At 63.7% G+C, this 14,402-nt stretch carries 13 protein-coding genes; 7 read left to right on the top strand and 6 right to left on the bottom strand.

Annotated elements, in window-relative coordinates:
• The first annotated feature begins 34 nt into the window (after window positions 1-34).
• The 3 genes from ATK30_RS47315 (at window position 35) to ATK30_RS24165 (ending at window position 1,373) form a co-directional block, all read left to right on the top strand.
• Window positions 35-466: a multicopper oxidase domain-containing protein gene (locus tag ATK30_RS47315; RefSeq protein WP_369333444.1), complete on the top strand. Its 432-nt coding sequence runs from the start codon at window positions 35-37 to the stop codon at window positions 464-466.
• A gap of 2 nt (window positions 467-468) precedes the next feature.
• The gene (locus tag ATK30_RS24170; RefSeq protein WP_101437553.1) at window positions 469-1,014 is read left to right on the top strand and encodes a hypothetical protein; all 546 of its coding nucleotides are present in this window, start codon (window positions 469-471) and stop codon (window positions 1,012-1,014) included.
• Window positions 1,015-1,079: 65 nt separating this feature from the next.
• Window positions 1,080-1,373 carry a DUF427 domain-containing protein gene (locus ATK30_RS24165; RefSeq protein ID WP_013673450.1) on the top strand — a complete coding sequence of 98 codons (294 nt, stop codon included), beginning with the start codon at window positions 1,080-1,082 and terminating at the stop codon, window positions 1,371-1,373.
• Between the two features lie 24 nt (window positions 1,374-1,397).
• On the opposite strand, the gene ATK30_RS24160 is transcribed toward ATK30_RS24165, so the two are convergent.
• The 3 genes from ATK30_RS24160 to ATK30_RS24150 form a co-directional block, all read right to left on the bottom strand.
• Window positions 1,398-1,871 (bottom strand): hypothetical protein, encoded by a 474-nt coding sequence (locus ATK30_RS24160; protein ID WP_013673449.1) that lies wholly within the window; start codon window positions 1,869-1,871, stop codon window positions 1,398-1,400.
• A gap of 72 nt (window positions 1,872-1,943) precedes the next feature.
• Entirely contained in the window at window positions 1,944-2,756 is an 813-nt protein-coding gene (locus ATK30_RS24155) for a class I SAM-dependent methyltransferase (RefSeq protein WP_013673448.1), read from the bottom strand.
• Window positions 2,753-4,381, bottom strand: coding sequence for a radical SAM protein (locus ATK30_RS24150; protein WP_208637411.1), 1,629 nt, complete (start codon window positions 4,379-4,381; stop codon window positions 2,753-2,755). Before ATK30_RS24150 ends, ATK30_RS24155 begins: the two co-directional genes overlap by 4 nt.
• 245 nt (window positions 4,382-4,626) lie before the next feature.
• Here ATK30_RS24150 and ATK30_RS24145 point away from each other — a divergent pair, with 245 nt between their 5' ends.
• Window positions 4,627-5,175, top strand: a complete 549-nt coding sequence (locus ATK30_RS24145) for an RNA polymerase sigma factor (RefSeq protein ID WP_013673446.1) — start codon at window positions 4,627-4,629, stop codon at window positions 5,173-5,175.
• Window positions 5,172-5,435 (top strand): anti-sigma factor family protein, encoded by a 264-nt coding sequence (locus ATK30_RS24140; protein ID WP_013673445.1) that lies wholly within the window; start codon window positions 5,172-5,174, stop codon window positions 5,433-5,435. Before ATK30_RS24145 ends, ATK30_RS24140 begins: the two co-directional genes overlap by 4 nt.
• A gap of 360 nt (window positions 5,436-5,795) precedes the next feature.
• On the opposite strand, the gene ATK30_RS47755 is transcribed toward ATK30_RS24140, so the two are convergent.
• Window positions 5,796-6,692 carry a hypothetical protein gene (locus ATK30_RS47755; RefSeq protein ID WP_244194711.1) on the bottom strand — a complete coding sequence of 299 codons (897 nt, stop codon included), beginning with the start codon at window positions 6,690-6,692 and terminating at the stop codon, window positions 5,796-5,798.
• A gap of 59 nt (window positions 6,693-6,751) precedes the next feature.
• Here ATK30_RS47755 and ATK30_RS24120 point away from each other — a divergent pair, with 59 nt between their 5' ends.
• Entirely contained in the window at window positions 6,752-7,474 is a 723-nt protein-coding gene (locus tag ATK30_RS24120; protein WP_208637662.1) for a hypothetical protein, read from the top strand.
• A gap of 75 nt (window positions 7,475-7,549) precedes the next feature.
• On the opposite strand, the gene ATK30_RS44750 is transcribed toward ATK30_RS24120, so the two are convergent.
• Together ATK30_RS44750 and ATK30_RS24115 are read right to left on the bottom strand one after the other, a co-directional pair.
• On the bottom strand, window positions 7,550-8,179 hold the full coding sequence (locus ATK30_RS44750; RefSeq protein WP_143271420.1) for a hypothetical protein: 630 nt from the start codon (window positions 8,177-8,179) through the stop codon (window positions 7,550-7,552).
• A gap of 413 nt (window positions 8,180-8,592) precedes the next feature.
• A complete protein-coding gene (locus ATK30_RS24115; RefSeq protein ID WP_143271419.1) occupies window positions 8,593-9,900 on the bottom strand; it encodes a CHAT domain-containing protein in 1,308 nt (435 codons plus the stop codon).
• 846 nt (window positions 9,901-10,746) lie between these two features.
• Here ATK30_RS24115 and ATK30_RS24110 point away from each other — a divergent pair.
• Window positions 10,747-11,955 carry an IS110 family RNA-guided transposase gene (locus tag ATK30_RS24110; RefSeq protein ID WP_101433892.1) on the top strand — a complete coding sequence of 403 codons (1,209 nt, stop codon included), beginning with the start codon at window positions 10,747-10,749 and terminating at the stop codon, window positions 11,953-11,955.
• Window positions 11,956-14,402: the final 2,447 nt, after the last annotated feature.

The raw sequence follows: 14,402 nt of genomic DNA, 5'->3' as shown, positions 1-14,402 counted from the left end.
TCGAATCCCGGACAAGCTGGTCGAGCCGCCGCGGATGCCGGACCTGCCGGTGGCCCGCCGCCGCACACTCACTTTCTCCGGCGACATCTCCGGGCGGCACGGCATCGGGGTTCGATTCCTCATCGACGGCAAGGAATACGACATGGACCGCATCGACCAAGAAGTCGAAGCCGGCACGGTCGAGGAATGGACGATCGTCAACGAGGACGTCTTCCAGCACCCCTTCCACATCCACGTCAACCCCTTCCAAGTCGTTGACGTGCAAGGGATCCCGCCCGGCGACACCTCCTGGTACCCGGACCCCGAGGTGTGGTGGGACGTATTCCGGCTACCTCCGCGCGGCCGGTTCACGATGCGCACCTACTTCCGGCCGGACACGATCGGCAAGACCGTCTACCACTGCCACATCCTTCCCCACGAGGACAACGGCATGATGGGCAACATCCTCATCGACCGGAGGCGGTGAGCATGCGCCGCCGATACCTGGCCATCGCCGCCCTGACCGTTTTGCTGCTGTGCACCTCTAGCGCTGTCGCCGCGCCCGGCTCCGACGACGGCGGCGGCCAGCCGCTGACCAACGGCCACGCCTATGTGTTCACCCAGCAGCAACGCGACAACCTGTTCTGGTGGAACGGCACCTGGATGCCGCAAACCGTGCCGAACGGCGCGCATATTCAGGTCCAGCTGCCCAGCGACCCGATCCACTGGATCCCCGACAACGGACCCACCTGCCAGCCAAGCCCGATCGCCGATCTCGTGCCCACCTGGCTGCTCCCGCTGCGCGGCCGCGTCGACCTCTACGACCGCAGCACCCTGCCCAACGAAGGCCGCATCACCGGCACCTCGACGATCTCGGTATTCGACTACCACGTCACTGGGCTCGGCATCACCACGATCTGCCTGCGCCCCGACCCACCGGCCACCGACCCGGAACTACTGGGATTCCCCGCGGGCACGCCGCCCTTCTACGTCGTCACCGTGATCGTCGGCGTGCCCCAGCTCACCGTGCCGTAGGTATCACTGGGAAGTTCAGGCGCTCCTACCGGGTTTCCTCCCCGACAGCTCAGGAGAGGATTCCCATGATCTACCAAGCCGTGTGGCAGGACACCGTGCTCGCCGAAAGCGATGACATCGTCGAAGTCGAAGGCAATGCCTACTTCCCCACGGAATCGGTGCGGCAGGAGCACTTCCGGGCCAGCGACACGACCACGGTCTGCCCGTGGAAAGGCACCGCGCGCTACCTCACCGTCACCGTCGACGGACAGAGCAATCCCGACGCGGCCTGGACCTACCCGCAGCCGTACCCGGCCGCGGAGAAGATCCGCAACCGGGTCGCGTTCTGGCACGGCGTCCAGGTCCGCCAGACTCGGTGACGGCCGAGGTGCCGCATCACCGCGTCAGGATTCGAGGACGGACACGGTGACGGCGCCCGCGGCCAAAGCACCCACCTCGGCCGCGCACCGCAGCCTCCGGTCAAGTCCGGGGGCTGCCGTGCGTGCCTGCTCATGTAAGCCAAGGCCGTAGCCAGCGAACACCAGGACCACCTGACGTGCGAGCGCCAGACGCACCCAACCTGTGGGGAGGCCGAGTGGCGCCTGGTCGAGCAGTGGCTGGAACCGCGGCCACCGCAAAGTCACCCGCCGGTTGCCGTCGATCAGCATTCGCCACCCAACAAGGGGCTGCAGCGCGAGATGATCCAGATCGGTCGTCAACCTCAGCCCGTGGGCCAGGGCCACCCGATAGAGCGCGTCCGCCGCGATCGCACCCCCGTTCGACCGGTCCGCTGCCTCACCCTCCATCACCAGCACCGCGACACAGGGTTCGCGATGACACCAGACGCCGGCCTGCGCGTGCAGTTCGCGGTCCCGCATGACGTCGCCTCCTCGCCGAGCACAACCGTGCTCTCCCGCAACCACGCGAGGACGGTGTGCCGAGCAGGACTGTCAGCCGGCGAACACTCTTTCCGAAGCGCGCCTCTCGGCGACGAGCAGGGCGTACCCGATGAGCCCGTCCGCCACGGCCTCCCTGGCCAGCGCCACATACCGCAGCACGGCCTCGACATCCACCCCGGCTTCGGCCAGCCGGGCGGACGCGGTCATCCGCAGCACCCGCAGCCGGGCGTCGATCTCGTCGATCATCCGCGCGATCGCCGCGTCGTGGGTCTCGGTGTGCACCACACGCAGCCCAGCCCGTTCCAGAATCGCCGCGTACTCCGCGAGCGGGCGGGCGTCGGCGATACAGGCGACCCACGCCGCCAGCGTCCCCAATTCCTCGGGTAGCCCGCCCTCGGCGATCGTGACGTCGGTGATGCCGACGCGGCCGCCCGGCCGCAGGATCCGAGCGAACTCGGCTGCGGCGGTGGCCTTGTCCGGAAACGTGCAGAACGCGCACTCACACACCACGGCGTCGAAAGCATTGTCCGGCAGCGGGATCCGTTCGGCGTCGCCGAGGTGGAACCGCACCTTGGCAGCCAGCCCGGCCTCGCCGGTCGCTGCCGTCGCGCGTTCTACTGTGGACTGTCCGAGGTCGACGCCGTCAACGGTGACGTCGTACTCGGCGGCGAGCAGCCGCGCGGTCGCGCCGGGCCCGGTGGCGATGTCGGCGACCCGCTGACCGCTGTGCAACCGCAGTCGCTCGGCGAGTTTTCTGGTCAGCGCCGGCCCGCCGGGATGGTAGGACTCGCCGAGCACGAGGGCCACGGCGTCGTTGCCGTAGGAGGCGGCGCAGCAGGCCTTGATCTCGGCCGGCGTGCTCATTCCGGCACCGCCCGCCGGCCGACGTTGGTGGTGTCCGGCGCGATCGCGGGCCGGTGCCCGTTGCCGTTGCCGTTGCCTGCGGCATCGGGGGTTCCGGCGATTTTGGAGCCGTAGGGCGAGTCGACCAGCAGCGGCCGCAGTTCGACCGAGTTCGGGACGACGTCGGCGATCTTCACCCCGGACATCTGTGCGCGCACCTGCTCGCGGTAGCCGACGGAGTTGTAGGCGCAGAACGGAATCAGCCGGCCGTCAGGGGTGATCTCCTCGACGCAGCACTTCATCAGCTGTTTGACGTTGAGCGTGTAGGGATCCTGGAAGTCCTGCACCACGATCATGAACGCCCGGTCGGTCAGGTCGGCCAAGGCCTCGGGCAGGTTCACCCCGCACGCGTCGGCGCAGTCGAGCGCTTCGGCGGTCTGGCGGAGCCGCTCTTCGGTGGTGTCAGTGCCCATGAACGCCGAGGCGCTCCACAACTTCTCCAGGGCTTCTCGGATCGCGTAGTCCGGCACGACCCGGTTGGACACGTAGTCCAGGTAGTCCTCGACCTTGAGCAGCCGCGGGATCGGCACCACCCCGAAGTCCGGCTGCCCTGGCGTTCCTTCGGTGAGCAGGTAGGTGATCGACCGGCAGGTCGGGAAGCAGCAGGGCACGGGGAAGAAGTCGTCCTTGCCGAACCAGTGCGGGCGTTGCGCGGCGATCAGCTCGATGACGTCGGAGTTGGTCAGCCGGGTCAGCGGATCGAACTCGACGTGCCGCCCGGAGTGCGTGACCGGCTGGAACGACACCGACCGCACCGCCGGATGCGCGAGCCCGAACTCGATGATGTCACCGAGCTCGTGCTCGTTGAGCCCGCGCTCGACCGCCGCGACGAGGGTGACGGTGAGCCCAGCGTCGGCGCAGTTGTCCAGTGCCTGCCGCTTGCGCTCGCGCAGGTCCTTGCCGCGGATCTCCAGGTGGGTGCGCTGGTCGAAGCCGTCGAACTGCAAGTAGATGTTGATCGATTTGCCGGCGCGGCCGTTGCGCTCGCCCAGTGCCGCGGCGAACAGTTTGTCGGTCGCGAGGCGGATGCCGTTGGTGTTGAGGGTGACGTTGCGGATCGGCTTGGCCTGGGCGAGGTCGATGAAGTCGAGGATGTGCTTGTGGATGGTGGGCTCCCCGCCGGAGAACATCACCACCTCCGCCTCGCCCTCGGATTCGACGAACACGTCGAGCATGCGCTCGCACTGCTCCAGGGTGATCGAGTAGCCGTCGGGCTGGTGGCCGGAGTCGGCGAAGCAGATCGGGCAGTCCAGGTTGCAGTTCGTGTTGACCTCGATGATCCCGAGGCAGGCATGCTGCTTGTGCTCCGGGCACAGGCCGCAGTCCGACGGGCAGCCGTCCTTGACCTCGGTCTGGAAGGTCAGCGGGATCGTGCCCGGCTTGTTGAACCGCGCCGAAGACAGATAGGCCTGGGCGTCGCCGTAGACCAGTGCCTCAAACTCGCCGTGGTCCTTACAGCGTTTCCGCAGGTAGACCTTGTCCTCGCGGATGTTGACCTGTGCGTCGAGAACCACTTTGCACACCGGGCAGATGCTCTTGGTGTACTCGACGAACACCTCGTCCCGATCCCGCTTCCGCTCCGCCACCAGCCGCTCCTCGGTCAAGGTTCGTGATCAGGGTGCAGGCACAACCCCACCAGCCAGGGCCAATCCCCGCAGCACGAATGTCAGCACGCCGACACTGTGCGACGGCGGAAGAAGTTCACCAGAACCAAGCCGGGCAAGTGTGTCGGCCACCTGACACATCACCCCTTCGGGCCCGCCGTGACCTTCTACGTTGCCCTCGGCGCGACGGCAGACATCCAGTGTCGACGGGGAGAAGGGGGATCGCTGTGGCGGAGGTTGGCACCCGGGGTGACACGTTCGCGCGCTATGTCCTGCCGGAGACCGACGTCCTCTACCGGGTAGCCCGCACGCTCACCGGCCAGCCTGCCGACGCCGAGGACCTCGTGCAGGAAACCCTCCTGCGGGCCTACCGCTCGATGGACCGGTTCGACGGCGAACACCCCAGAGCCTGGCTGCTGACGATCCTGCGCAATGCCGAACACAACCGGCACCGCCGCCGGCGACCGCACCTGCTCGACGACCCCGATCAGGCCCTGGACACCCTCTGCGACCACCACGCCGACGACGGCAACCCCGAACACCTCGTCGTCGACCAGTGCTTCGCCGCCGAAGTCGAAGACGCGTTCAACGCGTTGCCCGACAAGTACCGGCAGGTCATCGCTATCGTGGACGTCGAAGGCCTCGGCTATGCCGACGCCGCCGAAGCCCTCAACATCCCGGTCGGAACCGTCATGAGCCGGCTGCACCGCGCCCGCACGCGAATCCGGCGACACCTGACCACGGCTGCGGTTACGACTCCCGGAGGTGTGTCGTGAAGATCCTGTCGCTTGTCCAGTGCTGGCAAGTATCACGAGTTCTCCAGTCCTATTTGGATGGACAGACCGACGACGTGACGTCTCGCCGCATACAGGAGCATTTGGACGAGTGCCGACGCTGCGGCCTGGAAGCCGACACCTACCGCGCGATCACCAACGCCCTTACCCGCCACGACCTGCCCACCGACGAGGTCGTCGGCCGGTTACGCGCCTTCGGCGAGGCCCTACGCGACACGCCGCCCGAGCGGCGCTTCGGCTGAAAGTTCAGGCGCCTCAACGGAAGGAGCGCCAATGGCACGGCCACCGCAACCTCCGTTTACCGCGTGAGCTGCCACCATTGCCGGGACGGCCGGTGGGCTCAAGCGGCTCGGCGTCGCGCAGATCTCCGACGGCCTCATCGCCCTCCCGGCCGACGCCCGCACCCGCGAACACTCGACTGGATCGCCGACGGAATCCTCGACGCCGGCGGCAACGCCGCCATCCGGATCGCCCACCCCGGCACCACGGTCACCGAACGCGACCTGGCCGCCGCCCGTGCTGCCGAATCCGGCAAGGTCACCGCCGAGACCACCACCGCAGCAAGCCGGGACGAGAACGCCCGACTGTCGCTGGCCCGGCGGCTACGCGCCAAACTGCGCCGCATCCACCACCGCCGCGACTACTTCCCACCCACCGAACGCGACCAGGCCAGCGCCGCCGTCGACACCCTCGCCCAGCCCATCATCGACCCCAAGAGCAGCTCTCGTGAAATGAGCCACCCGCGCCAACATCCACATCGACCGCGCCGCCTGCGCCTGACTCATCCGCCGCCACATCGACCCCGGCGCCGAGTTCGTCTTCCTCGCCGACCCGGCCGACGCGACCCCGTTCGACATGCGTGGCGTCGAAATCTGCCGCCACCAAGGCGACTGCAGCTTCGAAACCATCCGCTCGTCGAAAGCGGGTTCTAGTTGGGGGCAAAATCGACAAAACCCGATCGGTAACCCCTCGACCTTGCGAAACCGCAGGTCAGACCCGGTTAAGGGGCTACCGATGCTCCGGTCCCTGTGGAGGTTAGGGGACCTTACTCGAACACAAAAGACCAGGTCAGAGCCCTGGAAGAGCTCCGCGAGAAGCTCCCCAGCCTCGATACACCCGAGCCACCGTCGATCAAGCGCGACCGCCCCGGCCGCGCCCGGCAACTCGGCACCGATCAGGTCGGGCAGCTGATCTCCGACTACCGGTCCGGCGCGACGGTGTATGAGCTCGGCGACAGGTTCGGCATCGAGCGGCGAACGGTCAGCAACATCCTCCACCGGCACGGTGTCGCGATGCGCCGCCGCGGCCTCTCGCCCGAGCAGGTCGACGACGCCATCCACCTCTACAACCTCGGCTGGTCCCTCGCGCGAGTCGGCGACCATCTCGGCGTCAACCACACAACCGTGCTGAACAAACTGCGCGAACGCGGCATCCCCACGCGAGACACCCACGGACGCCCCCGCGTCGAAGCAGGTGGTGCCCGATGAGCTGTCGTACATCTAAGTCGCCTCGATCGGGTTCGGACGGAACCACTGTCGTTCAGGCCGTCACCGTGATCATGGGCGTCGTCGTCGGCCTCACCTTCCTCTTCGGCTTCGGCAACGTCCTCAACCTCGCGCTCAGGCTCGGCGTGCCTGCCTGGGTCGCGCCGCTCGTTGCACCTGCGGTCGACCTTTCGATCCTCGGGCTACTCCTCGGTAGTCGGCACTTAGCCCTGGCAGGCGTGACGCCAGCAGAACTGCGGCCCGCCCGGCGACTGCTGATCTTCGCCAGCGTAGTGACGCTGGCATTGAACGTAGCTGAACCGCTGGTCGCTGGTGAATACGGCAAGGCTGCGTTTGACGCGGTGGGTCCGTTGCTGTTGATCGGGTGGGCTGAAGTCGGCCCGGATCTGTTAAGGGAGCTAGCAACCGCGAGCCGGCCAGCTGAAGCGATGCTCGCCGAGACAAGGACGGCGCGGGCACCGTCCGCCGACGCACCAACTCGCATCGGACTGGCAGCGCCAGAGCCATCCGGGGAGGACCCAAAGCCAGTCGGCTCATCGGTAGACAAGAAAAGCACTCAACCAGCTTCCGGAATGGTAGATGAAAATCTGCTTGAGCAGGCAAGGGAGGCGGACGCACGCCATTGGGATGCACATCGCCGACCGATCTCCGCGGACACCCTTCGAAGGAAGCTCCGCATTGGAGCGGCCCGCTCCAGGCTGCTGGTCAAGATCATTCGAGCCGACTCGCGAGGACGATCTCTCCAAGGCGAACTAACAGCACAGGTAGGAGTATGACTTCGGATTACGAGGAAAGACCGCCGGGCGCGAAGGCGGTTACCAGCCGCCACGCTGACCACGGCCACGCGATCTCTATTTGGGCGGGCATGCCGTAACTGCCTGCAGCGTCGACGCCTCAGTCAGGTTCACGACGACCTCTCCGCTGTCAGTCTTCAGCAGAAGGGTTCCCCGATCCACCCGTAGGACTGTGCCGCAAACCGATCCCACGGTGGATGTCGTGACCTGTAATGCAGCAGGTTTGGCGCTAGGGCCGTACCACGTGGAAGCTACTGCAGCGACCAGCAGCACGGAGCAAGCCAGGGTCAGCGCAATACCTCGACGCAGCGCGTTCGCAGACGCGAGTGCTTCGACATGATCAGAGGCACTGCGTACCAGCAACCCGCTCACCGCAGCCACCGCCGGCCTGCCATTGGAGGCTCGAATCAACGACAAGGCACCGATGGCGCCGCAGATGAGTGCAGCGAGCAGGAGGACACCGACCGTCACGGCCCAGGGCCCGGCAAGCATGGTGACGTCCGCCCGGCCCTTAATGAGGCTGAAGCCGATGAGCGCGGTGAGCAGCCCCGCGAGCGCATTGCGCCAAGCAGTGGCGGCAGCTCGAACGCGGGGAAGCTCGGTGCGTAGCAGTCGGTCGCGTTCCTGGGCGGCAAGCAGGTGGTCGCGAGTAGCCGGTGGGCCTGGAGCGATTTGTCCGCTGCTCACTTGGCCTCCGTAGTCAACAGGAGCGTCCAGTAGGCGCCGCATCCCGATCGACCTTCGGGTCGATTAGGGTGCGCGTCCTCACAAGTGCAGATCACCGGTTCAACTCGATCACCGGCACTAGGCTTGGTGTGACGCTTGCGCAGGACATCGCGGATTGAGCGCATACCGTGGAAAACGTTGCCCACCAGTGGAACTTCGAGGACCGCGTTGCACCTCGGGCAGGTGCCACGGAGGACGTGAGTGTCAGGTGCGACTTCCTCCACGGTGAAGTTCTGTGCAGCGACCTCTGCGTAAGTCGGGTCAGTCACCTCCGCGTACGGCAGAGGTTCTGCGATCGGACTTGGTGTATCACTGCTGTCCATCGGACTCCTAATAGTGAAAGACTGCTGAAGGGTCGGCGGGGCGCAGGTCGCCTACGGTCCGGTGTGTGCGAACGGCATCCAGGCGCTCAAGCGACTGTGGTCGGCATCGCGGAGCCGTTTGATGGCTGTATGGAGCGCGTATGCGGAGCGAGAGGGTGAAAACTCGCCGCTGGAGGTGAGCTCGGAATAGACGGTTTCCGCGATCTCGCCAGCAGAGTTGTCATAGACAGACCAGAGCGTGCCGATGACATGCCGATAACCGGTGTAGTGTAGCGCTGCAGCCAATGTGATCACCTCATCGGCTAGCGTCACGCCACCAGTGGCCGTTTTGCAGGCTGACAGAAATGCGAACTCACCGTGGTATTGAGCCGAACTGACATCTCCGACAGTGAGAGTTCGATCGTGAAGCAGGAGGCCCCCACGCGAGGGATCAGTCAAATCCTGGCCGCCATGGCAACTGAAATGTACCCAACAGTGGCGCGGTAGTTCCGACCGCACCTTTTCCCATGTCGCCGCATCACTCTCAAGCAGGGTGTAGCGGTCAGTGAAGAGCCTAGTCAGAAGGTCTCGCTCCCCGGCCACCGCCTGAAGGGGAACCTGGTCTGCGACGTCATGTACTGCGACGATCAACATGCGTTGATCGTCCGGAGGGACGTCAGTCGCTCGTGAGGCGTCTAGTAACGCGCGCAATGTCGGCGTGTAAGAGGACACCACTCGGTCAAGGACGGTGCGAGGTGGGTGTTCAGATGAACCGTGGTAGCCAGCGGCGTGCAATGGAAGCAGGTTCAGGAGTCCGGTCGGACACCACCAGAGTCTGGGGAATGGCCGTCCAGGCTGCGGCGTATCCGCGAAGCCTAGCTTAGTTAAGACTGGATCGGCGATGCAGTCCCACAACCATTCTGCGACCGCCCCGAGCTCGGCTTCCATTTCTCCTTGGGTCTTGATGTAGGCATGTTTCGCTGCAGTGTAGCGCCTGATCGATGCCGGGGAGCGATCACCGTCATCGAACTGACGTCGAGCGTCGAACAATTCCCACACGGCCTGCTCAGCGACTTGAAGCACCCGCAAGTAGTCACCGGTACGTTGCTCGACGTCTGCAGCCGTCAGGTCCGCTAATTCCTCGACTTCGACGCCCTCAGTCGTGACGATGATCGCGTCGCAGCGGTACCGGCTGACGTTCACCACGACTACGGGTCCGCATCGCGCTGCGGGGAGCAATGCCTCCAGGCGTGGAGCCCTGAGAAAATCCTCGAACCCGGGGATCTGCCGAACTTGATCCACCAGCTCGTCCCACTCCCGCGCCAGGGCCATCCGGCGATCAACTAGTTGTGAGGAGTCAGCTGACAGGTCAGACGACACGTGAACTCACCATCCTGACTGGTCGGAAGCGCCTCCAGTCTAGCTGCTGAGCCGGGTCTGGCTGCCCGCCCCCAACGAGCGAAAGGGGTCATATCCGACGTGGTTCTGTAGGCGTCGAAGTCAGCGTCGAGACTTCGAACTCATATGAATCGAGCTCCTCACGGACAGCGACCAAGCGAGCGTACAGCTCGGGAACGCCATCACGGAGTGCCGAAAGGTCGCCTCGTAACTGCAGGAGCTGACCCCATAACACCGATCGACCTTGCTCAAGAAGTTGAACCGATGTCTGCAGTCGTTCAACCTTTAGCGCAGCTGCCGCGCTGTCCCGAGTTAAACTCGACCACTCGGCGAGTCGCTCCTCGCGGACCGTTCGATGCAGGCCCCGCCAGGTCAGCAACGGAAGCAGTCCAACGGCCGTTTCGAAAGCGCGAGCCGCTTCACCCGTCCGTCCGATCCAGCTAACTAGCGCCCCATACTCGCTGGCGGCACGAATTCTTATATCTACGCGACTCTCCGCAGATTCAATGGCCGCTTTCCAACATGATTCGATTTCATCGACGTCAGCGTTTGACTGATTGGCTATGAAACGTGCTCGCAGCGTGTTACCAAGGTTGAAGAGATACATGCCGCCCTACCTTTCAGGGATGTCCGCGGTCCGCGAGGATCGGCGGATGCAGGTGGAGCGGGTATGGCTTTCATGCCTGCTGCCGGTGATGGTTCAGAGTGCTGTGCCGCCCGCTCCACCACCTGGTTCTGACCGCTGATTAGGCACTGCGAACCATCGCTATGTAGGGCGTTGACGGCGGAATCGGGACGCACCACACCGTGTGATCGACCGGAGGTTCGATGGCAGTAAAAGCAGGCATCGATGTCGCCAAGGAGTTCCACTGGGTCGCGATCGTCGCCGCCGAGACCGGGAAAGTCCTGCTCTCCCGGCGCGTCGACAACGACCCGGACAGCATCGACGCCCTGATCGCCCAGCTGCGCCAGGCCGAAGCCGAGCACGGCGAGCTCACCGCCGCGATCGACCTGATGGGCGGAGTGGCCAGCTTGCTGACCGCCATGCTGCTGGAGGCAGGTGTCCGCCTGGTCCACGTCCCGGGCCTGGTGGTCAACCGAGCCCGCCGCGCCAGCAAGGGCGGCGAAGCCAAATCCGATCCCCGCGACGCGGCCACCATCGCCGACCAGCTGCGCCTGCGCGACGACTGGCGCATCGTCACCGCCGAGGACGACATCACCCTCGACCTGCGGATGCTGGTCTCCCGACGCCGTGAACTCGTCATCGATCAGACCCGCCGCCTCAACCGGCTGCGCGAAACCCTGGCCGGGTTCTTCCCCGGCCTGGAACGCGTCGTGGACGTGACCAACCTCAGCGACCTGCGGCTTCTGGTCCGCTTCGTCACACCGGAAGAGGTCCGCGAAGCCGGACGCGACGGCCTGATCGATCACATGCTGGCCGCGGGCGTCCGCCGCAGCTATGCCGAACCCTTGGCAGGCAAGGCGATTGCGGCCGCTCAGGCCCAGCATGTGATCGTTCCCGGGCAGAAGCGCATGGCCGAGTTCGCCCGCGAGTTCGCCACCGACGCGATCGCGGCCCGGCACCGCATCGGCGAACTGGAGAACCAGATCGCCGACGGGCTCGACCGCCACCCTGACGCGGCCCTCGTCCGAAGCCTGCCGGGGATGGGGGCCACCCTGACCGCGGAATTCCTCGCGGAGGCAGGAAACCTGGACCGCTTCGCCAGCGCCGATCAGCTCGCTTCGGCCGCCGGCCTCGCGCCGGTCCTGCAGCAGTCCGGGAAGATGAACTACCTGCGGCGAGCCACCGCCGGCAGCAAACACCTGAAGTTCATCTTCTACCAGTCCGCGTTCTGCGCGATCCGCACCGACCCACTCAGCAAAGCTTTCTACCAGCGCAAACGCGCCGAAGGGAAGCGCCATCACCAGGCACTGATCGCGCTGGCCCGACGACGCATCAACGTCCTCTACGCGCTCCTGCGCACCCGCCAGCCTTACCAGGCCGACTACCGACACACCACGGCTACCGCTGCTTGACATAAACATTAGGCAGCGCTCAGGGTGACCGTCTGGTATGGCGGAGACCGCCTGTCGAGCTAATTCAACTGCGTCATCAAGCAAACTCGATTCTTCGCTTTGTTCCCATCGCAACCGCATTATGTGACTAAGTCGCGACAGGGCGAGGGAGTGCAGATCGGGACCGCAGGGTATGGCAACCGAATCTCTTCCAATCTTAATCGCTTCGTCGAGATCCGCTACGTTATCACCAATTTCAAACCGCTCCGCCAGGGTGCTTGCAAGAGTGGAAAGAGCTCCGACTCGCTCGACCGTCCCGATTGGCGCAGATAGGGCACTACGACACGCCTCGATCGCAGCATTTAAGTCCTCGATATCGTTTAGCTCATCGAATCGTCGATTTAGCCCACTGGCGAGATTGAGAAGGAACCTTCCATATGTCGGATGGTCCGACGGTGTGGCAAGAGCGGCCTCGCGACTTGCCTCTATCGAATCATTTAGATCCAAACGTTCACCGAGATGGCTGAAACGTAGGTGAAGAACTGCGCCCAGGTTCGCCAGATTCACAGGCTCCGCCTTATCAGCAATGACAGCCTGACGACAGTACTCGACAGCCTGATCGAGATCGGCCAGGTCACCTAGCCGATCGAACCGCGCCTTTAAGGCGACTCCAAGGTTGGACAAGATACCCGAGCGTGCGCTATGACTAGGTGAGCAAATTAGGGCAGCCTCGCGATTGAGTTTTACCGCCGTATCTAAGTCTGCCACCTCCCCGTCGAGTTGGAATCGCGAAGCAAAGACTGAAGCCTGAATAGATAACTGCATTACGCGTTGGTCAACGTTGCTTGTGGCGGCGATGGCCTCCTGCGCAACCTCGATTGCGCGGTCAAGATCTGCTCGATCTCTAGCTCGGTCGCCACATTCCCGTAGGGCGACAGCTAAGGAAGTTAGTCGGTCGCCTCTTGCAAGATCCTCAACTGCCGTGTGTGTCACAGCTTGCTGGCTGGCCTGTATCGATTTGTTGAGATCAGATTCGGCGCCGTAGCGTTCGAATCGTTCATATAGAGCATCCCCGAGGAGGCTGACCCCAAGCGCAAATTGGGGATGTTTTTCTCCTGCTTCTGCGACAGACTTCTGCAACAGCTCAATTGCGTGGTCGATATCACTCCGATTGCCCCCGTGGGAGAATCGAGTTCGAAGCGCTCTCACCAATTCCTCGATGGCAGCTAGCGATGAGGAACCACGAGTTGATCCATTGGCGACACGATCAGAGAACAAATCGATAGCCTCGTCTAGATCCTCCAAGGAATCCGAATTCTTGAACCGCGCGAAGAGGAGGGCTGCCAAGTTTCCAAGGAACACATCCCGGCCTGCACGTCCGTCCCGTGTAGCCAATACGGCAGCGCGACCGAGGTCTATCGCCTCATCGAGATCTTGGCTGCTCTTTGTCCGTTCGAAGCGAAGCTTGAGGCAGCCTCCAAGGTTAGACTGGCGTCCAGGCAACGCGGTGTCAGTGGAAGATGTAAATCTGACTGCTTGACGCCCAGCCTCGATGGCCTCATCCAGGTCACTGTTCGACATCGTGCGCTTGGAGCGTCGATGCAATGCCGTCATGAGGCCCGCCAGATGCTTAGCGCGACCATCATTTGTGGCGAATTCGCGCACAGCTTCATCCTGGCTGACCTTAACGGCTTCATTGATGTCGCTCAAGTCCTGAGATTGGTCAAATCTGATCTGCAACGCTGTACTCAGATTGGAGAGTGCGAGAACTCGATCGGGATCGCTGCGGGATGTCAAGTCAACAGTGACCCGATAGGCATCGATTGCTTGGTTAAGAAACGACATGTTACCAGTTCTATGAAATCCATCTCGTAACGCTCCGGCAAGGTCGGAAATGGCGATCAGTTTAAGCTGTTCTTTCGAGTTGATGGCTCGCGATGCGCGCCTGAAAAGGTTAATCGCCCGTTCAAACGCCTCCCGGTTACCGGTAGCGACGTATTGCGAGTGGAAACCTTTTGCAGAAGCGTACCATATCTCAGATTTTTCCTCGTTACTTAGTGGAGGTTCGCGATCAAGAAGTTCGATGACCTGCTGCGGGATGCGATGAGAACGTTGACGACGAACAAACGAAAAGAGAGAACGAGCGCGTTCTAAATCTTCGGCGTCTTCGCCGAAAGGAAGGCATGTATAGCGGTACCAGTGAAGCCATGCAGCAACGTGAAGGGCACCCAGATCGACACGAACTTCGGCTCCCTCAATTGATATAGCTAGATTTTCTAGACGGTCGGCCTCGGCCACCGCCGACGGATCTAGAACGATGGCGTCGTCCTGGAGGCTGGCGAATCGGTCGACACGTGCCCTGACAGCAGCGTAGGGATCCAGCGGCACGACCTCAGACACCAGTACCTCCTGTGCAACGCAGACCATGTGCTCAACTGCCAGTGTCTCCCATGGTGCTCGCAACGAGC

The organism is Amycolatopsis echigonensis (assembly GCF_002846615.1).
GTDB classification, from domain to species: domain Bacteria; phylum Actinomycetota; class Actinomycetes; order Mycobacteriales; family Pseudonocardiaceae; genus Amycolatopsis; species Amycolatopsis echigonensis.
This window is presented reverse-complemented; position numbering and strand designations above follow the sequence as displayed.